At 71.2% G+C, this 20,951-nt stretch carries 12 protein-coding genes and 3 pseudogenes; 5 read left to right on the forward strand and 10 right to left on the reverse strand.

Annotated features, from left to right (window positions below; all coding sequences use genetic code 11):
* Window positions 1-449, reverse strand: a pseudogene (locus tag ABZ656_RS45440) (hypothetical protein); the annotation flags it as partial.
* Window positions 450-1,356: 907 nt separating this feature from the next.
* Between ABZ656_RS45440 and ABZ656_RS45445 the strand changes: the two are divergent.
* Entirely contained in the window at window positions 1,357-2,745 is a 1,389-nt protein-coding gene (locus ABZ656_RS45445; protein WP_360276793.1) for a YibE/F family protein, read from the forward strand.
* Between the two features lie 369 nt (window positions 2,746-3,114).
* Here the strand turns inward: ABZ656_RS45445 and ABZ656_RS45450 are convergent.
* Window positions 3,115-3,249: pseudogene (locus tag ABZ656_RS45450) on the reverse strand (TIGR02234 family membrane protein); the annotation flags it as partial.
* 211 nt (window positions 3,250-3,460) lie between these two features.
* Here ABZ656_RS45450 and ABZ656_RS45455 point away from each other — a divergent pair.
* Window positions 3,461-4,720 (forward strand): peptidase S8, encoded by a 1,260-nt coding sequence (locus ABZ656_RS45455; protein ID WP_360276760.1) that lies wholly within the window; start codon window positions 3,461-3,463, stop codon window positions 4,718-4,720.
* A gap of 6 nt (window positions 4,721-4,726) precedes the next feature.
* Here ABZ656_RS45455 and ABZ656_RS45460 read toward each other — a convergent pair.
* Both ABZ656_RS45460 and ABZ656_RS45465 read right to left on the reverse strand, forming a co-directional pair.
* A pseudogene (locus ABZ656_RS45460) lies at window positions 4,727-5,121 on the reverse strand (chorismate-binding protein); the annotation flags it as partial.
* 13 nt (window positions 5,122-5,134) lie between these two features.
* On the reverse strand, window positions 5,135-5,632 hold the full coding sequence (locus ABZ656_RS45465; protein ID WP_360276763.1) for a PP2C family protein-serine/threonine phosphatase: 498 nt from the start codon (window positions 5,630-5,632) through the stop codon (window positions 5,135-5,137).
* 33 nt (window positions 5,633-5,665) lie between these two features.
* Between ABZ656_RS45465 and ABZ656_RS45470 the strand changes: the two genes are divergently transcribed.
* The gene (locus tag ABZ656_RS45470; RefSeq protein WP_360276766.1) at window positions 5,666-6,229 is read left to right on the forward strand and encodes an ATP-binding protein; all 564 of its coding nucleotides are present in this window, start codon (window positions 5,666-5,668) and stop codon (window positions 6,227-6,229) included.
* Window positions 6,226-6,951, forward strand: coding sequence for a response regulator transcription factor (locus ABZ656_RS45475; protein ID WP_360276769.1), 726 nt, complete (start codon window positions 6,226-6,228; stop codon window positions 6,949-6,951). Before ABZ656_RS45470 ends, ABZ656_RS45475 begins: the two co-directional genes overlap by 4 nt.
* Here the strand turns inward: ABZ656_RS45475 and ABZ656_RS45480 are convergent.
* From ABZ656_RS45480 to ABZ656_RS45490, 3 genes are all read right to left on the reverse strand, one after another.
* Entirely contained in the window at window positions 6,896-7,663 is a 768-nt protein-coding gene (locus ABZ656_RS45480) for a TIGR03943 family protein (RefSeq protein WP_360276772.1), read from the reverse strand. The genes ABZ656_RS45475 and ABZ656_RS45480 overlap by 56 nt on opposite strands.
* Complete coding sequence (locus tag ABZ656_RS45485; protein WP_360276775.1) at window positions 7,660-8,721, reverse strand: permease; 1,062 nt, start codon at window positions 8,719-8,721, stop codon at window positions 7,660-7,662. The genes ABZ656_RS45480 and ABZ656_RS45485 overlap by 4 nt, the downstream gene beginning before the upstream one ends.
* Window positions 8,722-9,107: 386 nt before the next feature.
* Window positions 9,108-9,785: a hypothetical protein gene (locus ABZ656_RS45490; RefSeq protein WP_360276778.1), complete on the reverse strand. Its 678-nt coding sequence runs from the start codon at window positions 9,783-9,785 to the stop codon at window positions 9,108-9,110.
* A 96-nt stretch (window positions 9,786-9,881) separates the two neighbouring features.
* Between ABZ656_RS45490 and ABZ656_RS45495 the strand changes: the two genes are divergently transcribed.
* A complete protein-coding gene (locus tag ABZ656_RS45495) occupies window positions 9,882-10,412 on the forward strand; it encodes a hypothetical protein (protein ID WP_360276781.1) in 531 nt (176 codons plus the stop codon).
* Between the two features lie 814 nt (window positions 10,413-11,226).
* Here ABZ656_RS45495 and ABZ656_RS45500 read toward each other — a convergent pair.
* The 3 genes from ABZ656_RS45500 to ABZ656_RS45510 all read right to left on the reverse strand — a co-directional run.
* Window positions 11,227-16,590 (reverse strand): amino acid adenylation domain-containing protein, encoded by a 5,364-nt coding sequence (locus ABZ656_RS45500; RefSeq protein WP_360276784.1) that lies wholly within the window; start codon window positions 16,588-16,590, stop codon window positions 11,227-11,229.
* 11 nt (window positions 16,591-16,601) lie between these two features.
* On the reverse strand, window positions 16,602-17,975 hold the full coding sequence (locus ABZ656_RS45505) for an ATP-grasp domain-containing protein (RefSeq protein ID WP_360276787.1): 1,374 nt from the start codon (window positions 17,973-17,975) through the stop codon (window positions 16,602-16,604).
* Window positions 17,976-18,031: 56 nt separating this feature from the next.
* Window positions 18,032-20,951: amino acid adenylation domain-containing protein (locus ABZ656_RS45510; protein WP_360276790.1), on the reverse strand; the 2,920-nt coding region annotated here is incomplete at its 5' end.

A 20,951-nucleotide genomic window follows, 5' to 3' on the forward strand; every position in this document is an offset into this window, starting at 1 on the left:
TCCGATTCCGCGTTGGGGTCGTTGTACGCGTCGACCACGGCGACGGTCAGGCCGGAGCCGCCGGTGGAGGGCAGGTTGTAGGCGCTGTGCAGGTTGGCCGGGGAGAGGCCGGAGGGGGCCGCGGCGAGCGCCGAGGCGAGGCGCTGCTTGATGTCGGTGCGCCGCTGGGCGAAGCAGGACGCGTGGCCCGGCTCAGCGGTGGCGCAAAGGCGGGTCGTGGGGACCTTCTGACCGGCCTTGCCGGTGGAGTGGAAGGTCTGGCGCTCGGGTGCGGTCAGCGCCTTGTTGTTCTGCGTGACCTTGGTGGTGTGCGGGTGGGCCGCGGCGGGCTGGGCGCCAGCAGTTGGTGCCGCGACGAGTCCGGCGACGGTGAGGGTGAGGGCGGGGAACGAGATGGCGAGAAGTCTTCGCAGACTCCGCCTCCGCTTGCTCAGGCGTGACTCACGCATGGGGTTCTGCCTCCGGTCGACGTGGGGATGCGCACTGGATGGGCAGGCCCGTGACGCGCGTAGCAGCGGTGGAACCGCGCAGTCATGAGCATGACATTCAACTAACCCCACATGCCCGTGAACGCGACATGACAGGGTGCGGGAGGAACGTAATTCCGAGGCGCGCGAACCGGCAGTGCCGCAAGGGATTTCTTTGCCCCTCCATAGGATGAGATTGGGCACTTCATTGGAGGGAACTGGGGCGATCTTGACGCAGCTCAGAGGAAGACTGAAGCCGAACCAGACCCCGGAGGCTGACCCGGCGGCGTCTCGATGGCCCACTTCCGTGGCGGCTCATTCCGCCGGCCAGCCTGAACACCCCTCGCGGCCGTACAGCAATCGCAAGCGCGCTCTTCACCGAGGCGTCAGCGCCTGGGCACCCTCGACGAGCCGGATGACGTCAGCCGGTCCCGCACCGCCGCGCCTCCTCCGGACCGGCATCGCGCCCATGGCGACGGGGAGTTTCGCGGCACACACACTCGTGGGCGGTGCGGACGATGCGGCCGGTGAAGAGGTTCGTGATCCAGACGCGATGGACAGAAGGCCCCGGGGGTCTCGCGGAGATCGGGCTGAGACTACGACACAGCCGTTCCCGTACTCTTCCTGAGAGCCGCCGCGCAGGTCCGGCTCCGGAGGGGGCACGGACAACCGCGAGGGAGACGGCATGGGAGCCGCTGACCGGCAGACCGCCAGTGACTGGAACGGGGGCGGCAACCGGCCCACAGCCAGGGGTGGTCGCGAAGGCGAGTACGGCCACGACTACGAGTACGGGGATCTTCCCGAGTCGGCGCCTCACCCCGGCTACGGACCCGATTTCGGCGCGGGCCATTTCCCCTCTCCGACTGTCGGCCACGGGCACACCCCTGTGATGGGCACCGGGCGCGCCGCGGTGACTGGCACCGGGCATGGCTCCGACCACGGCCCCGGAGCGGGCGCCAGCGGCCACGGACATACGCACAGCCACGGCCACGGGCCTGCCGCCCCCGTCTCGCGGCATCTGCGCAAGGTCATCGCGGCGATCCTGATCCCCTTCACCGCCGCCGTCGTGGTGGGGCTCGTCGTGCTCTGGCCCGGCGGAGCCCCGTCCCACGCGCGCACGGGGGTCGGCTTCGACCGGCAGACGCAGCAGGCTACGGTCGCCAAGGTCGTCGAGGTGAGCTGCCAGTCGGTGAACGCCTCCGGCGACACCCCGACCGGCGACACCTCCACCGCCGAGGGCACCTCGGCGCAGCAGGAGGCGAACGGCACCTGCCACAAGGCCACGATCCGGGTCGATACGGGCAAGGACAAGGGCCGTACGTTCACCGAGATCGTGCAGCCCGACCAGTCGCGGCAGCTGCACCAGGGCGAGAAGGTCGTGGCCGCCTACGAGCCCTCCGCGCCCAAGGACCTGCAGTACTCGGTCGCCGATGTGAACCGCCGATTCCCGATGGGTCTGCTGGCCGGCATCTTCGCGCTGGCCGTCGTGGTGGTGGGCCGGCTGCGCGGCGTGATGGCGCTGCTCGCCCTGGCTATCAGCTTCGGGGTGCTCAACTTCTTCATCCTGCCCGCGATCCTGCAGGGCTCTGATCCACTGCTCGTGGCGGTGATCGGGTCGAGCGCCATCATGCTGATCGCCCTCTACATGTGCCACGGCCTGTCGGCCCGCACGTCGGTGGCGGTGCTCGGCACCCTGCTCTCCCTGGTGCTGATCGGCATCCTCGGCTCGCAGTTCATCGGCTGGGCGGCGCTGACCGGCAACACGGACGACAGCACCGGTCTGATCCACGGCCTGTATCCGTCGATCGACATGAGCGGTCTGCTGCTCGCCGGCGTCATCATCGGCTCCCTCGGCGTGCTCGACGACGTCACGGTGACGCAGACGTCGGCCGTCTGGGAACTGCACGAGGCCGACCCGACGATGGGCTGGCGCGGGCTCTACCGGGCGGGCATCCGCATCGGCCGCGACCACATCGCGTCCGTGGTCAACACCCTCGTCCTCGCCTACGCGGGCGCCGCTCTGCCGTTGCTTCTACTCTTCTCCATCGCCCAGAGCGGGGTCGGCACGGTGGCCAACAGCGAGCTGGTCGCCGAGGAGATCGTGCGCACTCTGGTCGGATCGATCGGCCTGGTCGCCTCAGTGCCGGTCACCACGGCCCTTGCGGCTCTGGTGGTCTCTGCGGATCGGCCCGGTCCGAAGACGGAATCAGCAACTCCGGGCGCGGTGGCGGCCGGCGGAGCGGCTGCGGGCCGGGGCGGACGTCGGCGGAAGCGTTGAGAGCGATCTCTTCAAGGTGCGCCCGGGCCGCTTAATCCATCGCCTGGTCCGCCGCGGCATGGAAAAGCGGCACTCGTCCTGGAGACGGACAACCCGGACTGTTTCCTCCCCTGGTCATCAGCCACCCGCACCCGGACCACTGGCCGGTCAGCTGCTGCCTTCGGGGTCGAGGCGGCGGTAGCGGCGCCCGGACGGCCATAGCGGGTCCCAGTACTGGGCCGGTTGTCGATCGTCACGGGGTCGCGGGCTCCTCGGTACCGGTCAGGGACATGGAGGCGGCGGTGCCTAGGCCCCGGAAGGGTTAGTTCCGCAGCACGAGGAACGGGATGTCCAGGGCCGCGGAGTGAGCGTGAGGGTGGGGCGCGAGCAGCCCTCGAGGAGAACGAGCGCGCCGCCCGCCGCGGCGGCGTAGGGCTGGGCGGTGTGGCTGAGAGCGCTCGCAATGGCGGCGGTGTCGCCGGGGACGGCCGCAGCCATCTCGTCGAGGGCGGAGCTGTCGCTCGAGCGCCACGAAATCCGCTTCACCCGGGGCGTGTCAACCCATGATCGCGCCACCGTTCCGTCATGGACATCTCAGGAACAACACATGAGTTGACCAGGAACAGCAAAGGACAGTCACAGTTTCAACGATCTTCTTGTTGGCATGTTCCAGCCACTCATAGGTTCTGCGCCGTAGTGACGCGCATCACGCGTCTCGGCCATCCAGCGCACCCGCATGTCTCCCCCGGTTCACCCACCTCTCGGAGGAAGTACGTTGCGCAGAACCGTTTCTCTCACCGCCGTGGCCTCCTTGGCCACGGCTGCTCTGGCCCTGGCAGCCCCGGCCGGCCAGGCGGCGCCCTCGGCCTCACCGTCGTCGAACGGCGTCACCGTCGCCCACTCCTGTGCGACCCCGACGCAGAAGAACGTGATGGCGTGCAAGGCGCTGCACGTCACCGCGGGCACCCCCAAGTCCGCGCACGCCGAGAGCGACCTGACGGCAGCCGCCGCCCCATCGGGCTACGGCCCCGCCTCGCTGCAGTCCGCGTACAACCTGCCTTCCTCCAGCGGCGGTTCGGGCCAGACCGTGGCCATCGTCGACGCGTACGACGACCCGAACGCCGAGGCCGACCTGGCCGTCTACCGCTCACAGTACGGCCTGTCCGCCTGCACCACCGCCAACGGCTGCTTCAAGAAGGTCAACCAGACCGGCGGCACCAGCTATCCGCGCGGTGACTCCGGCTGGGCCGAGGAGATATCCCTCGACCTCGACATGGTCAGCGCGGCCTGCCCGAACTGCAAGATCCTTCTGGTGGAGGCCAGTTCGGCGACCATGACGAACCTCGGCACGGCCGTGAACACCGCTGTCGGCCTGGGCGCCAAGTACGTCTCCAACAGCTACGGCGGCAGCGAGTCCTCCAGCGACTCCACCTACGACTCGTCGTACTTCAATCACCCCGGCGTCGCCATCACCGTCAGCTCCGGCGACAACGGCTACGGCGCCGAGTACCCGGCCGCGTCCAAGTACGTGACGGCCGTGGGCGGTACGTCCCTGAAGACCTCGTCCACCACACGCGGCTGGACCGACACGGTGTGGAGCGGGGCGGGCTCCGGCTGCTCCTCGTACGACGCCAAGCCCACCTGGCAGACCGACAGCGGCTGCGCCAAGCGGACCGTCGCGGACGTCTCCGCGGTCGCCGACCCGAACACCGGCGTCGCGGTCTACGACAGCTACCGGCAGGCCACCGGCTGGATGGTCTTCGGCGGCACCAGCGCCTCGGCCCCGCTGATCGCGGCGACCTACGCGCTGGCGGGCGCCCCGTCCTCCGGCTCGTACCCGGCGTCGTTCCCCTACGCCCACACCTCGGCACTGTACGACGTGACCAGCGGCTCGAACGGCAGCTGCTCCGGCTCGTACCTGTGCACCGGCACCACCGGGTACGACGGCCCGACCGGCCTCGGTGTCCCGAACGGCACGGCGGCCTTCACGGGCTGAACGGCGCTATGAGGTAAGCCTGTTGCATGTAAGCACCGCGCGGAGGACGGCGGCCGCCTTGTTGCGGCACTCGTTGTCCTCCGCGACCGGGTCGGAGTCGGCGACAATGCCGACTCCGGCCCGGACGTACGCCGTGCCGCCCCGCAACAGCGCCGTACGGATGGCGGTGTCGGAGTCGCCGGCGAAGTCGAGATAGCCAGCGCAGCCGCTGTACAACCTCCGCCTGGACGGCTCGAGTTCGTCGATGATCTGCATCGCACGCGGCTTGGGCGCGCCGGAGAGCGTGCCGACCGGGAAGCAGGCCCTGATCGCACGTCGAAGGCGGTACGACCCGCCGCGACCCGGCCGGTCACGGTGGACACAATGTGCATCACTTGCGAGTGGCGCTCGATGGACATGAAGTGCAGGTGGTCCTCAGTGCGCTGCGAGAGCGTTGAGGCGGGCCAGCAGGAGGGCGATGTCGTCGCTGTGGCGCGGTGTCCGCCGTACCCCGGCGAGGAGTTCGTCTGCCAGGACCTCGAGGTCGGCCGTCGTGGCTCTTTCCAGCCCTGCCAGGAATGCTTCGATGCCCGCGTCGATGTCTCCCTCCGCCGCTTCCAGAAGACCGTCGGTCGTGACCGCCAGCACGCTGCCAGGGCGGATTGGTGTCAGCTTGGTCGCGTACCGGGCCTGCGGGTCGACACCCAGCGGAAGGCCGCTGGTGATGTCGAGGAGGCGCGGTGGCTCACCTGGAGCGACCAGGGCAGGTGCCGGATGGCCCGCTGTGCAGGCTTCGACCGTCCCCTCGGCGGGGTCGATCACCAGATAGCAGCAGGTGGCGAACATGGCCCGGTCCGGATCGGTGTCGAATTCGACGAGCAGCCGGTTGGTCCGTGTCAGCTGGCGGAAAGTCGCCGGGGTCCAGGACGTCATTAGCCGGGCTACCCGCTGTGGCGGGATCTTGCGATGAGCGAGGACCTCCCCAAGGAAGCCCTCAAGACGGTGCTCGAAGCTCTGTGCGCCCCGGCGATCAGCCCCAACGGCATCGACCTCCAGGCCGACCGGTGGCGGGAGGAAGCCCTCAAGGCCGCCCTGCCCGCGCTGCTGGCCCGGACCTCTGCCAAGCAGAGCCGGGCGACACCCCGCTCGCCCCCCCAGCCGGGCCTCGCCGACCTGGCCGCCCTCCTGGAAACGGGCCCGGGCCGCGGGCCCCACCGTCACCCTGGCACCGGAGGCGACCTGACGGGCCCCGCCCCCGGTATCCAGCTCGCCGTCTACCGCATCGTCCAGGAGGCGCTGACCAACACCCTCAAGCACGCCGCACCCGACACCACCGTGCACGTCACCGTCGCCGCGGACCGCGACCGCGTCTGTCTCACCGTCGACGACACCGGCCCGCCCCGCACCCCGCACGCCGACGGCGCCCAGGACGACGTACGCGGCCTGGTCGGCATGCGCGAGCGGGGCGGCTGGACCGTCCGTGCCCACCTGATCCCCACCACCGCTCCCACGGAGAACCATCCGGCATGACTACCGTGCTCATCGTCGACGACCAGGCCCTGCAACGCCTCGGCTTCAGCATGCTCCTGGAGCAGCACTCCGATCTGACCGTGGTCGGCGAGGCCACCCACGGACGTGAGGCGGTCCGCATGACCGCCGAACTGCGCCCCGACGTCGTCCTGATGGACGTCCGGATGCCCGGCATGGACGGCATCGAGGCCACCCGCCGCATCGTGGCGTCCGGCGGCCGCTCCCGCGTCCTGGTCCTGACCACCTTCGACCTCGACGAGTACGCCTACGCCGCGCTGCGCGCCGGGGCCAGCGGCTTCCTCCTCAAGGACGCGCTGCCCGACGAACTGGTCGCCGGTATCCGCGCGGTGGCCGCCGGGGACGCGGTCATCGCCCCCGGTCTGACGCGCAAACTCATCGACGCCTACACCCAGCGACGACCGGGGCACACCCCCGAGCAGGAGCGCGGGCTCGACGCCCTCACCGACCGCGAACGCGAGGTCCTCACCGCCATCGCCTCCGGCTGGAGCAACGCCGAGATCGCCGACCGTCTCTCCCTCGCCGAGTCCACCGTCAAGTCCCACGTCAGCCGCGTCCTCGCCAAGATCGGCGTACGGGACCGGGTCCAGGCGGTGATCTTCGCCTATGACGTGGGTCTGGTACGGCCGGCCTGGAACAACGGCCGGCCTAGAACAACGGGAGGGCGTCCGTGTAGGCGTTCACCGGCTTGGCGACCTTCTTGACGGTACGGGCGTCGAGCGCGGCCGGGGCGGAACTCGTGCCCAGCGTCCCGCCGGGGTGCCACGTTCCCGTGACGGTCACCCAGGTGTCGGCGGGCAGGGCCGCCGCCCCGTGGATCCGTACCTTGACGGACTGGGCGTCCGCCGCACAGCAGTTGAAGATGATCCGGGTCAGGTACCAGCCGTCGCCCCCCTTGCCGGGTGTGACGAAACCGGTCATCCGGATGCTGCGGTCCCTGATGTCCCGCTTGTGGTCCTGCTGCACCCGGCTGGTGAACTGGGTGAGCGTCAGCGGGACGGGCGAGGTCGCGGGCAGCGGCTCGAAGTACCGCTGCTCGGTGACGACCTTGGGCGCCTCGCGCGCGGCGGTGTACGCGCCGAGGGCCGGCGGGGCGTAGAAGAGCAGACTCAACGCGGGGAGGAACAGCAGCCACGCGATGCGCGGCACGGTGGAGTGGTCGTGTCCGTGACCGTCGCTGTGGCTGTGGCTGTGGCTGTGGCTGTGGCTGTGGCTGTCGGCGGCTTCGCCGCTGTCCGGCTTCTGGTTCGACCACGTCTCCGCCACGCCCAGCACGAGCAGCAGCACCCCCGACGCGACCAGCATCGGACGCATCCCCTCCTTGACGAACCTGAGGCTCAGGTCGGTGAAGAGCGAGGCGTGCAGCAGGCCGAGGCCGCTGAGGACGAGCAGGGTCACCTGGAAGGGGCGTCTCACAGCAGGACTCCTCCGATGAGCGCGCTGCACAGGATCGCGACCACCGTCGTGGCCGTGGAGAAACGGACCGCGAAGGCCCGGCCGAAGGTGCCTGCCTGAAGGGCGATCAGCTTCAGGTCGACCATCGGCCCGACGACCATGAACGTCAGCCGGGCGACGGGCGAGAAGCCGGTGAGCGAGGCCGCGACGAACGCGTCGGCCTCGGAGCACACCGCGAGCAGGATGGCGAGTGCCGCCAGGAACAGCACCGACAGCCAGGGCGAGCCGGAGAACGCGTCGAGCACGGTGCGCGGGACCGCCACGTTGAACGTGGCCGCCGCCATGGCCCCGAGGACCAGGAAGCCGCCCGCGTGCAGGAAGTCGTACTGGAAACCGCGCCGGAACTCCCGCAGGCGGCTCTGCTCGGGCTGGTGCCCGGTGTGCCGTACGGCAGGCTTGAGCCACTTCTCGCGGCCCAGGAAGAGCCACAGCCAGCCCATCACCGCGGCGGTGGCGAGCGAGGCGAGGAGCCGGACCAGCACCATCTCGGGGTGGCCGGGGAAGGCGATGGCGGTGGCGGTCAGCACGACCGGGTTGATGGCGGGCGCCGAGAGCAGGAACGCGAACGCGGCGGCCGGGGTGACACCCCGGCCGATCAGGCTGCCTGCGACCGGCACCGACGCGCATTCGCAGCCGGGCAGGACGACTCCGGCGACTCCGGCGACCGGGACGGCGAGCACGGGCCGCCGGGGCAGCACCCGGGTGAACACCTGCGCCGGTACGAACGCGTTGATCGCGCCGGACAGCGCCGTGCCGAGCAGCAGGAACGGCAGCGCCTGCACGGTGACGGCGAGGCAGACGGTCCGCCAGGCCTGCATGGCCGGCTGGTCCATCCACCGGCCGAGGACGTAGAGCACCGGCCCGGACAGGGCGCACGCTCCGAGCAGAAGGGGCCAGTGGCGGGGCCAGTCGCGCCGGGCGCCGGTGGCACTCGCCTCCGCCGCGGGAACTGCGACAGCCGCCTCCGCTTCCGTGGACGGCGCGTCCGTCCCCACGGCCCGTTCATCTGTCTTCTGCACGCCCGCTCCAAATCTCGGATGATCGCACCGAACATAGCGGGCCTCGGTCCCACCGCTCACCACGACTTCACCACTTCTCGGTCATGCCTCGGACCACTGCGGCGACCGGCGACTCAGGACGTCGGAACGCCCCCGCGTCCAGAGCCCTCTCAGAAGGTCGCCCGACGGTTCTGGATCCGCCGCCGTTGTCCCCTCTGCGGCGCGAAGGCCGGCCAGGACTGCACCGACCCGGGCAAGCTGGGCGGCGAGGCGGTTCAGCGGGAGCACGGCCATGACGAGCGGATCGCGCCGATCCTGAAGGAACGCGAAGCGGCCACGAAGGCCAAGCACGCCCGACGCGCGGAAGACCAGCGCACCGAGCGGGGGACTGCGAGCAGGGTGCCCTACTACCGGCTGATGAACATCTCCTGCCCGGTGTGCCACGCCAAGCCGGATGCCGAGTGTTCGCCGCCGGATCCCACCAGGCGAGGCGGGACATCCTCTCCCATCACCTCACCCGCGACGGCGGCGGCCGCCGATAGACGCCTGCCTTGGCAGGTTCCTTCGGCGTAGCGTGACGGGTACACGCCTGGTACACCGTGCGTAGCGGTGAGCGCCGAAAAGGGGGAGCCGTGCAGGAAGGGACCGTACTGGACGGGCGCTACCGGCTGATCGAGGCGATCGGTGCGGGCGGTTCGGACAGGTCTGGGCAGCACACGACCCCAAGATCGACCGCATGTGGCGGTCAAGGTGCTCACCGGTGACGCGGGCAGCAGCCGGCAGGTGGCCCGGTTCGCCCGCGAGGCTGCAGTCGTCGGCGGCCTCGCCCACCCGAACATCGTCACTGTCCACGACTTCGGCTCCACGACCACAACACCAACAGACCCCGGAACCGCCGTGAACCCCTCGGCGGCCAGCCAGACGTCGACTTCCCGCCGGTCCAGAACGGCATCGACTACCTCCTTAGCGTCACCGACCACCTCACCCACGGCGATCCACCCGAGCCTCGGGACCTGAAGTACGCGATCCTGCACCTCCAGGCCGCCGTCGAAGTACTCCTCAAGGCCCGCCTGCAACGCGAGCACTGGTCCCAAGTCTTCAAGAACCCCGGTGCCGCCACCCGCGCGCGGTTCGAGTCCGGTGACTTCGAGAGTTGTACCACCGATGCCGCACTCGACCGGTTGGTGGGCATCGCCGGCCTCACCATCGCAGACAAGGCCGTGAAGACGCTCGGCGTGCTGACCAAGTCCCGCAACGCATTGCAGCACTATGGGCTGACCACCTCCGCCCCTGCCGTCGAGGCCCGCGCCGCCGAAGTGCTCACCTTCCTCATGGAGTTCTTCACCGCCGAGCTCCAGCCCGATCTGGGCGTGGATGAGGACAAGCTCGTACAGCGGGACCTGGCCGTGATCCGGGCCCGACTGGGCACCATCACGTCCTACCTGAAGCAGCGTCACAAGGAGATCCGCGCGGAGCTGGCCCCGGTGGCGGACAGCGTCGTCGAGTGCCCGGTGTGCGCGCAGTTCGCTGTCCAGGTCGGCTTTCCCGACCCACAGTGCGGCTTCTGCCACATGAGTTGGTTCCACTCCTACGGGTTGCTGTTCGACTACCTCAGGGCCTTCGAACGGCCCGGCCTGCTCACCGGGGAGTGTCCTAACTGCGGCCACGAGGAGATGCTCCGCCAGACCCGCGTTGCGGCCGCCGCGAGCTGACCATCGCCTGGCTGCTTGCTCAGGACAGCCGAGTTGAGCAGGCCATCGCCCGCCTGCGCCCGCTGCCCGGCAAGCGGGCCGCAACCGACCTGGCCGAACTGCTGATCCGGCAGACACGCTTCGCCGAACACGCCCCGCCAGCCCGGCACCGACAACGCACCACCCCCGGCCAACGGCCGACGCTGTGTGAGAAAGACACCACGGTCAGACCTCTCATGAGTCAGACCCTGGACCCGGGACAGCACCCACCAAGTCTCCCGCCCAACACGACGCATCAAAGGCTGTGTGCGAACCCGACCGGCGACGGCGACCATACGCCCGTTGATGACTGCGAGTGCATAGAACAAGGGCACATGTCGACCATCAATGCCCACAGAGCTCCTTTCGCCGCCGCGCTAGGATCAGGAGGACGCCCCCAGGCTGGTGCTCCGGATCTCGAAGATTGACGTGGCCTACCGCTCATGCACTTGGCCAGGTTCTGTGCATCGTCGGTTCGACGCCGGAAGGACAGTGGGTACATCACCACAACTTCCGTTGCTGGAGGCAATGTGTATTCGCGATGCGGCCCGTCGCCACACGCGAAGCCCCGTCGGCAGAAGCCGACGGGGGTTCGTCACGTCTCACGCTAGCGACGCGATCCGTCTGACGGACGGACGCGAACCAGCTGCACAGCCCAGCTTGGAACCCTGACCGCGATGACAACGCCAGCGACCGGCACCCGTGGTCGCCACCAGGCTGCGTGATGTACCGGCGAGGGCACACCAGAAACTGTCCGACGTCGCCTTCAACCTGGTGATAATCCCGTCCCCCAGCCTCATTCCGCGCTGTGGGCGGCGGCGAACCGCCGGTCCGCGCGTTCCTGGACGGCGTCCAGATCGGGGGCGGTCTCGGCATCGGGAGTCGCGTCGGGCAGATCGTCCTCCAGTCGACGGAGCGGGCGGAAGCACAGGGCGAGGGTGCCCCAGACGACGATGCAGAGCCCGCACACGATCATCAGGAGGGCCATCCCGCGGCCGGGGCCGCTGCCCAGTACGGCGCTCAGCACGGAGTGCTCACGCAGAGCCGGGGCGAACACGCCGTCGGCCAGCGGACCCGCCGCGAGGAAACCCACCGGCTGGGTGGCGAGCGCGAGCATGAGGTTGGTGGAGAGGACCCGTCCTTGCAGCTCCTGTCCCACCTTGACCTGGATGATCGACAGCCAGTGGGCGTTCATCACGGCCATGGCTGCCATCCGCAGCGCGAGCCCGGCCGCCACTACGGGCAGTGACGCGTGAAGCCCCATCAGCATGGTGCCGGCGCCCACTCCGAGGGTGGCGCCGATCATGCCGTTCGCCCGGCGCCGGGTGCCACCCCACGGCAGCATCAGCAGTCCGCCCGCCACCGCGCCCAGTCCGCCCACGGTGGTCACCAGGCCGAGCTCCGGGACTCCCGTGAACGACAGGACCATCGGCTGCACCGCGACGAACATCACCGAGGCGAAGAGGTTGAGCACCGCGGCGAAGCCGATCATCCACAGCAGCGGCCTGCGCCGCACGATGAAGCGCCAGCCGCCGGTGAGCGCCTTGGTGAAGGATTCGCGCTGCGTGCGGAACAGCCGGTCGGGGAAGCGGACCGCCATCAGGGTCCCGATACCTGCGGCGTAGGCGCACAAGCCCACGATGACCACCCCGGACAGGCCCGCGACCGCCACGAGCGCGCCGCCCAGGAGAGGTCCGGCGACGCCGGCGAATCCGATGCCGAGCCCCACCAAGCCGTTGGCCTGCGGCAGGTAGGGCTTGGGCACCAACTGGGCGGTGGCGGCGAGATAGGCGGGCCGGTGGAAGGACGACGCGATCGAGGTGACGGCCACCAGCAGGCACACAGCGGGCAGCGAAAGCCGCCCGGTAGCCACCAGTACGGCGAGCACCGTCATCGCCAGCGCGCTGACGCTGTCCGCGGCGAGCATGACGCGGCGGCGGTCCACCCGGTCGGCGACCGTGCCGCCGACCGGGGTCGCCACCAGTCCAGGCACCGTCGCGAGCATCGTGACGAGAGCCAGGTCGAGGACCCGGCCGCTGCGCTGGTAGGCCCACACGCCGAGGGCGAACATGCTGAGGGCGCTGCCCAGCATGGACATGAACTGCCCTGCCGCCACGGTGTAGAACGCCCGCAGGCCGGAGGGGCGCACCCGCGCCGCGCCGCGCCGCTCGGGCAGGCGCCCGGCGGTCCAGGCCGTGATCCGGTCACTGAGGATGGCAGCGAGGGCCGCGGCCTGGTACCGGACGAAGTAGTGGCCGGCCCTGGGGATGGTGGCCAGTTCGATCCGGTCCGCGAACACTTCCCACTCCCGGTACCTCTCCTGGTACAGCTCGGTGGAGTGGTCCGCCTCGCCGACGACGCACAGGATCGGCGCCGACAAGGGGGCAGGCGGCGCCGCCAGTTCCCGTCCGAACCAGGCCCGGGCCTCGGCGGCGTCGTGGCGCATGGCCCGCAGCGCGGTCTCTGTCGCCGCCTCGTCCATGTCGTCCAGGATGCCGCCGGTGGACCGCAGGATGTCGCGGTAGTGGCGGTTGGACGCCCAGCGTTCCACCGGCAGGACGCGGTTGGCCCAGGCGGCCGCTCGTCCCGGTAGCCGCGCGGAGGGGAAGTTGCCCGCCACAGTCACCCCGAGCACGGCGTGCCCTCGGGCCTCCAGCCTGCGGGCCAACGCGACCGCGGCCGCGGCTCCCACGGAGTGGCCGTAGACGAAGACGGGCCCGGTCACGGTCTCGGCGACCTCTTCGGCGAGCCGGTCGGTCAGTTCGTCGAGCGACAGGAACTCCTCGGCGGGCCGGGCCGGGTCGTGTCCCGGCAGTTCGACCGCGAGTACGGCCAGGTCGTCCGGCAGCGCCGCCGCGAGCGGCTGGTAGACGGCCGCAGAACCACCGCCGTAGGGAAGGCAGATCACGGTCGCCGTGGCATGCGGTGTGCCGGTCAGCCGGTGCAGCAGACGTCCCTGTCCGGAGCCCGCCCCGTCGAGGTGCGCCGCCAGTTCGCGGACGGTGGGACGGGTGAACATGTCGATCACCCGCAGGCCGGGGTCGCAGGCCCGTACGGCGCGCACCGCGGCGAAGGAGTCCCCGCCGAGCGCGAAGAAGTCGTCGTCGATCCCGATCTCGGGAAGCCCGAGGACCCCGGCCCACACTTGGGCCAAGCGGTGCTCGCTCGCTGTGCGCGGCAGCACCCGCTCCTCGGCGTCACCGGTTTCGGGCCGCGGCAGTGCGGTCCGGTCGATCTTGCCGTTCGGGGTCAGAGGGAAACGGTCGAGCACCATGAGGGAGGCAGGCACCATGTACTCCGGCAGGTGCTCCCGCAGCCCGGATCGGACCCGGCGGACATCGAGACGACTCCCGGGCCGGGGTACCAGCCAGGCCGCGAGCTCCTGGCGACCGCCCGCGTCGGCGGGCAGGACCACCGCTTCGGCGACGCCCGGCAGCCGCCGGATGGCTTCGGCGACATCGCCCGGTTCGACCCGGTAGCCGCGTACCTTGACCTGGTCGTCCACCCGGCCGCGGAACTCCACCCAGCCGTCGCGGCGTATCCGCAGGACGTCCCCGGAGCGGTACAGGCGCTGCCCGTCCACCGTGACGAACCGCTCGCCAGTCAGAGCGGGAGCCCCGATGTAGCCGCGGGCCACCCCGGGGCCGCCGACCAGCAGCTCACCGGGTATGCCCGGAGGCAGCGGGCGGCCCTCCCGGTCCGCCAGGAAACCGACGGTGTTGGCCACCGGGCGGCCCACCGGGACGAAGCCGGTCCGCGTCCGGGGCGGAACGTCGTCGACATCGCACACCATGCGGACCATGGTGGACTCGGTGTGCCCGTAGTGGTTCTGCACCCTCAGCCCGGGGTTGGCGGCCCGGGCACGCTCGACCATCGACCAAGGCAACGCCTCACCCGCGAAGAACAGCAGCTTCCGCGGAAGTACGGCGGCCAGGTCGCCGTGCGCGGCCAGCAGTTCGAAGTGGCTCGGCACGAGCTTGATGACGTCGACGGGGTTGTCGACCAGGTAGCGGGCCAGCGCCACGGGGTCCATGGCCGTCTCGCGGGCCACGAAGTGGACGGTGCCCCCGGTGGTGAGGGCCGCGTGGAAGCAGGTGTGGGCGAAGTCGGCCGCGATGGTGGACATCACGGCGAACGTGCCGCCGCTGACGTCGCCGCCCAGCAGGTCCAGGATGCCGTCCAGGTAGTCGGTCACACTGGCGTGCTCGACGGCGACGCCCTTGGGCGCACCGGTGGAGCCGGAGGTGAAGATGACGTGCAGCAGGCAGCCGGGACTGACCGGCACGTCGGGCCGGTGCTCCGGCAGGTCCTTCAGCGTCGCGGGATCGTCGAGGAACACGACCCGCCGGCTGCCTCCTTCGACGGCCTGAGCGAACTCCCGCACGGTGACCACCGTGCGGACACCCGCGGTCTCCAGGATCGAGGCGATCCGGCTCGGGGGGTGGCCGGCGTCCAGGGGCAGGTATCCCCCACCGGCCTTGAGGACGCCCAGCAGGGCGGCGGGCAGCGCCACCGAGTGCTCCAGCAGCACACCGACCGGCTCGTCCGGGCGGACGCCCGCGGCGAGCAGCGCGTGGGCGGCCCGGTTGGCTGCACGGTCCAGCTCGCCGTACGTGAGTCGGCCGTCCGGAGCCACCACGGCGAGCGCGTCCGGGGCGCGGTCCGCCCAGCGTTCCACGCGGGGGTGCAGGGTTTCGGCGACCCTCTCGCGTACCGGGCCGCGCAGCACCGACCCGGCGGTGGGCTCCAGCTCGGCGGCGCCGACCGGCCTGTCGACGTCATCGAGCATGTACGCCAGCAGGCTCTGGTACCACGAGGTGACACGCCGTACGGTCTCCTCGTCGAAGAGGTCGCTGCGGTAGTTCAGCGTGCCCGTGAAGCCGGCCGGTCCCTCGGCCAGCGTGAGGTGGAGGTCGGACTTGGCGGCGGGTGCAGGTCTGCTCATCGCGGTCGCGTCGAGTCCGGGGAACGCCGGCGCCTCCTGGTCCAGGACGATGAAGTTGAACAGCGTCTGGACGATCGGGGCCGATGTGGCGCTGCGGTCGGGCCGCAGCCGCGACACCACCTGTTCGAACGGCACGTCGGCATGGCCGTACGCGTCGAGTGCCACCTGCCGGACCCGCCGGAGCAACTCCGCCCCGGTCGGGTCGCCGGACAGGTCGGTCCGCATGACGACGGTGTTCACAAAGCAGCCCACCATCCCGTCCGTGCCAGGACGGCGGCGGCCCGCCTCCACCACACCCACCGGGACGTCCGTCGTGGCGCACATGCGGGACAGCAGGGCCTGCCACGCCGCGAGAAACACCATGAACGGCGTGCAGCCGGCCCGCCCGGCAACCGCGCGGACCTGTTCGGCGCGGTCGCCGGCGATCGCCAGAGTGACTTCGCCGCCCGCCGGGCCCGCGACCGCGGGCCGTGGCCGGTCGGACGGCAGATTCAGCAGGGGGGCGAGCCCGGTCAGCCGCTCCTCCCACCAGTCCACGGCCTCGGGCTGCTCTGGCCGGTCGGCCAGCCAGGCGGCGTAGTCCGTGTGCTGCTGCGGAAGCGGCGGGGCCTCACCGAGCCCCCGCCTGGCCGCGTACAGGGCGGGGAGTTCGGCACCGATCAGTCCCAGGGACCAGCCGTCGATTGCGACATGGTGGAACGTCAGTGCCAGGGCCGACTCGTCACCGCCGCGGAAGAGCGCGGCCCGCATGGGCGGCTGCTTCGACAGGTCGAAAGGCCGGTCGGACTCCGCGGCCAGCGCCGCCTCCCACTGAGCCGGCGGAACATCCGCGGTCAGCACGGGTACATCCGCGGCGTCGCCGACCAGAGTGACGGGATGTCCGCCGTGCTCCTCGATCCGGCCGCGCAGGACCTCGTGGCGCCGCGCCAGGTCGCGGACCGCACCGAGCAGAGCCGTTTCGTCCAGGGCGCCGCGCAGCCGGAGGACGAGGCGGGCGTGGAAGGCCGCACCGCTGGTTCCGAGTTGTTCGAGGAACCACAGGCGGGACTGGGCGGCCGACAGCGGAACCGGCGCGGAGGGGTCGGGCCTGCGTGGCAGGGTGTCTGCGGGCGCGGCGAGCGCTGCGGCCAGCCGTTGCTCAAGGATCTCGCGGGAGCGCGCCTGTACGTCGGGCGTCGTCGAGCGTGATGTGTCACCGAGGACTTCGGCTCCCATCGGGTTTCTCCTCATTCTGTGCCACTCATGGTCGATGTGCGGCTGGTGGCGCCGCTGAAGCCCTTGTCGCGAGGGCGTTGGTCATCCGGGGGTCCGGGCGGGGCGGTCTCCGGCCGCGTCGTGATCTCCAGGCGGCCGATCGCCTCCTCCGCCCGGCGCACGGCTTCGCCCGGCGTCGCCGCACAGCTGATGGCGAAGGCGACGCGGTCCAGGGAGCTGCGCAGCTCGCGGACGGGCGCGCCGGGCTCCACCAGAACCTTGCAGGTGATCACGCTCGGCACCGCGTAGGCCGCGGCCAGACCGCCGACGTTCTCGATCACGCCGGGCCCGGTGTACAGAAAGCGGATGGCCGCGGCCTGTCCCGCACGCCGCCGCAGCGGGCGCGTCGGCGGTTCGCCTGCGAGCAGGGCCCAGAACGCGCGCAGGAACTCCACGTCGTAGGCCCACTCGATCAGTTCCACGATGGCGTCCCCGGGCAGGCGTCCGGCGCACTCGACCAGGTGAGGCGTGCCGGCCTCGACGATCCACTCGCAGTGGACCGCACCTGTGCCGAAGCCGACCGCGCGCACGACCCGCTCGGTCTGCTCGCGCAGCAGCGTTTCCAGATCCGCGGGGATGTCGGCGGGCACCAGGTGCCCGCGCTCGACCGGCCGGGGCCCGGGGTAGAGGTCCTTGCCGGTCACGTTGCCGAACAGCACCTGGCTGTCCGACACCAGCAACTCCACGCTGTACTCGGGCCCGCGCAGGTACCGCTCCACGAGCATCCGCACCGGAGCCGTCCGGCCCGGCACCCGGCGATGCCCGTACAGCGCGGCGTACTCGGCGACGCACTCGGCCCAGACGCCGTCCGCCTCGTCCGCGGACTGGAGGACGCGGGCGCCGACGGACCCCTGCCCGAGGGCCGGCTTGAGAACCGCCGGGCCAGGGTGATCCGTCATGAACTCCCTGACCTGTCGCGGGTTCTCGGCCTCCTGGGACTCGGGGTTGGGGATACCGGCCGCCCGGGTGGTCCGGCGCAGCAGCGACTTGTCGCGCAGCAGCCGGGCCGCGCCCAGTCCGGCGCCGGGAAGCCCGTAGCGCTCGGCAAGGCGTGCGGCGAACAGGGTGGCGTCCTCCAGCACCGGGGCTATCGCGGCCGGCGCCAGATCGGGGTGAGCGTTGTAGAACGCGTCGGCGGCACCCTCGAGGTGGTAGTCCCACGCAACGAGTTCGCGAATGACCGTCGCCCGTCGTACTTCGGAGCGCAGCCCGCGCACGCCGACCACGCCGGGCTCCTCGATGAGGATCACCGATTCGTCGGGCTGGAACACGCCGATGGAGGCCACCGACGCCCAGGTGAACCCCACCATGATCACGGGAGGCGCCATGGTGTGACCAATCGGCATTCCTTGTCCTTGTCGCCCGCGCTCGGGAGATGTGTGGCACGGCGTGCCGAAATCGGTCATTCCGGCTCACCACCCGTTTCGGTGGCAAGGCGCCGCAGCATCGTCCGCTCCATGTCGTCGGCGAAATCCGCGAGAACCGGCCGGTCGAACAGGGCCCGGACCGCCACTCGGTGGCCGAGTGCTTCGTGCAGCCGGCCCGCCACCCGGGTGGCGGCCAGCGAGTCGCCGCCCAAGGCGAAGAAATCACTGTCCGGTCCAATGCCGTCCACGCGCAGCACCCCGGCCCAGACCTTCGCCACGAGCTGCCCCATCGTCGACATCGGCGCCGAGGCCGTCCGTTCGGCCGGGCCGGGCTCGGGCAGCGCGGCGCGGTCCACCTTCCCGTTCGCCGTGGTGGGAAAGGCGTCGAGGACCGACCACCGGCGCGGAACCAGATACTCGGGCAGTCTGCCGCGCAGATACGCCTCGACCTCGGCGGCGCCGAGGACGGCGCCGTGCCGGGGTACGACATGGCCCACCAGGTGTTGTCCTCCCGCAGGACCGGCCACCGTGACGACGGTGTCGGCGACGTCGGGATGGCCTCGCAGCACGGCTTCGACCTCACCCGGTTCGATCCGGTGCCCGCGTACCTTGACCTGGTCGTCGGTCCGGCCCAGATACTCCAGCGTGCGGCCGCGCCACCGGACGAGGTCCCCCGTCCGGTAGCACCGTTCACCGTCCGGCCCGGTGACGAACCGCTCCCCGGTGAGGTCGGATGCGCCGAGGTAGCCGCGCGCTACGCCCGCGCCGGCGATCCACAACTCACCGATACCGCCGGGGAACGCAAGCCGCCCGCGCCGGTCCATGACATGCACCCGGGTGCCGGCGATCGGCCCGCCGACCGGCACCGCGGCGTCTGCCACCGGCTGGTCCACCCGAGTGATGGTCGAGTAGATCGTGGTCTCGGTGGGGCCGTAGGCGTTCCACAGCTCGCCGACCCGCTGCGCGAGGCCGCCGGCCAGCGCCGGGTCCAGTACCTCGCCGATGCTGATCACCCGGAGGGCGGGACGGCCGGGCCAGTCGGCCGCCATCAGGAGGCGCAGGGTGGTCGGCGTCGCCGTCGCGACGGTCACACCGGTCCGCTCCATCCACGCGGCCAGCGCCTGACCGTCCACCACGCTGTCCCGGTCCGCGAGCGCCAGGCAGGCCCCCGAGGCCAGGGTCACCCACAGCTCGTAGCCGAAGACGTCGAAGGTGAACGGCACCACGCCGAGAGTGACGTCGTCCGGCCCCATGCCGGGCACGGCCGCCAAGGCGGCGACGAAGGCGGCCAGGTTCGCGTGGGTCACCTGCACGCCCTTCGGCCGTCCGGTCGTGCCCGAGGTGAACAGGACGTACGCCACCTCCTGCGGATCCGGTTCCGGCAGGTCGGTCGCCGGTCGGCCCTCGGCGGCGGCCTCGTCCACGTCGAGCACGGTGACGTCCGGCATGGCGTCCGCCGTCGAGAGGGCCGGGCCGCCGGAGAGGACCACGCGCACGCCCGCGTCTGCGGCCAGCCCGGCGAGCCGGTCGGCCGGGTGCTCGGGGTCCAGCGGCAGATAGGCCGCCCCGGCTCGCAGGACGGCGAGCAGCGCCGCCGGCAGCAGCCGGCCGCGGGAGAGGCAGACCCCGACCGGTTCACCCGGTCCGACGCCGTGTGCCGCCAGCGCGGCCGCCACCCGCCAGGACCACTCGTCCAGTTCGCGGTAGCTCGTCGCGCCGTCGGCGGCGAGCACCGCGACGGCGTCCGGCCAGCGGCGAGCCTGATCGAGGAAGGCGCCGACGACCGTGCCCGCGCGGTCCTGCGGCAGCGGCGCGCCGGTGGCGGCCGAGCGCAGTTCCGCGCGCTCCCCCGCGGACAGCGGGTCGAGCTCGAGGATCGGCCGGTCCGGCTCGCTGAGCACGTCGTCGAGCAGCGCGACGAACCAGCGTGCCCAGCGCCGCACGGTGGCCTGGTCGAACAAGCCGGTCCGGTAGGTCAGCGAGCCCGTGAGGTCCAAGCCGTCGTCCACCAGGGCCAGCGCCAGGTCCACCTGCGCCGTGGTCCGCGGCGTGTCGACAGGTGAAGCGGCCAGCCCCGCGAACCTGTCCGTGGCGGCGGGCAGCTCGATGACATTGATCATCGTCTGGAACAGCGGTGTGGAGTCCGGGTCGCGGTCCGGACGCAGCCGCCGCACGACCTCCTCGAAGGGCGTCTCCGCGCGTTCGAGGGCGTCCAGCACCTGGTCCCGCGTCCGCCGGAGCATCTGACGGACCGTCGGGTCACCGGACAGGTCGCCGCGCAGCACCAGCGTGTTCGCGAAGCAGCCCACCATGCGCTCGGTGCCGGGATGCGAGCGGCCGGACACCGGCACGCCGACCGGCACGTCCGCGGTTCCAGCGAGCCGGGCCAGCAGGGCCTGCCAGGCGGTGAGCAGCACCATGAACGGGGTGCAGTCCAGCTCGGCCGCGACGGCCCGCAGCCTGACGGCCAGCCCCGCGGGCAGCTCCAGCGGTTCGGACGCGCCCGCCCAGCCGATCTCCGGGCCGCGTGGCCGGTCGACCGGCAGCCGCAGCGGGGACAGGTCGTCCAGGCGCGCCGCCCACCAGTCCAGGTGCTCGGTGGCGCGTTGGCAATCGTGCCGGGTGCGCTGCCGGTCGGCCACGTCGGCGTACTGGAGGGCGGGCTTGTCCGGCGCGGGGCCGTAGCCGAGGCGCGCCTCGTACAGGGTTGAGAGGTCGTCGAGGATCGTCGTCCAGGACCAGGCGTCGACAGCGATGTGGTGCACTGTGAGCACCAGGACGTTTTCGGTCGCGGAGGTCCGCAGCACCATCGCCCGCAGGGGCGGCTGACCGTCCAGGACGAAGGGCCGGGCGGTCTCGGCGTGCAAGGCGGCGGCCAGGCCGATGCGGCCGATGGACAGAAACAGGTCGATGAAGTCCGGCTTCGCGGTGAGGAGTTCGCCGAACTCGTCGATG

The sequence above is a fragment of the Streptomyces sp. NPDC007095 genome (genome assembly GCF_040634475.1).
Classification (GTDB): domain Bacteria; phylum Actinomycetota; class Actinomycetes; order Streptomycetales; family Streptomycetaceae; genus Streptomyces.

Excerpts from the sequence above, each read along its gene's own strand:
- ABZ656_RS45465 (WP_360276763.1), bottom strand. The coding sequence starts at position 5,632 with ATGACGTCCTGGACCCCGGCGACTTTCCGCCAGCTGACACGGACCAAC.
- ABZ656_RS45505 (WP_360276787.1), bottom strand. The coding sequence starts at position 17,975 with ATGCCGATTGGTCACACCATGGCGCCTCCCGTGATCATGGTGGGGTTC.
- ABZ656_RS45500 (WP_360276784.1), bottom strand. The coding sequence starts at position 16,590 with ATGGGAGCCGAAGTCCTCGGTGACACATCACGCTCGACGACGCCCGAC.
- ABZ656_RS45475 (WP_360276769.1), top strand. The coding sequence starts at position 6,226 with ATGACTACCGTGCTCATCGTCGACGACCAGGCCCTGCAACGCCTCGGC.
- ABZ656_RS45455 (WP_360276760.1), top strand. The coding sequence starts at position 3,461 with ATGTCTCCCCCGGTTCACCCACCTCTCGGAGGAAGTACGTTGCGCAGA.
- ABZ656_RS45445 (WP_360276793.1), top strand. The coding sequence starts at position 1,357 with ATGGGCACCGGGCGCGCCGCGGTGACTGGCACCGGGCATGGCTCCGAC.
- ABZ656_RS45470 (WP_360276766.1), top strand. The coding sequence starts at position 5,666 with ATGAGCGAGGACCTCCCCAAGGAAGCCCTCAAGACGGTGCTCGAAGCT.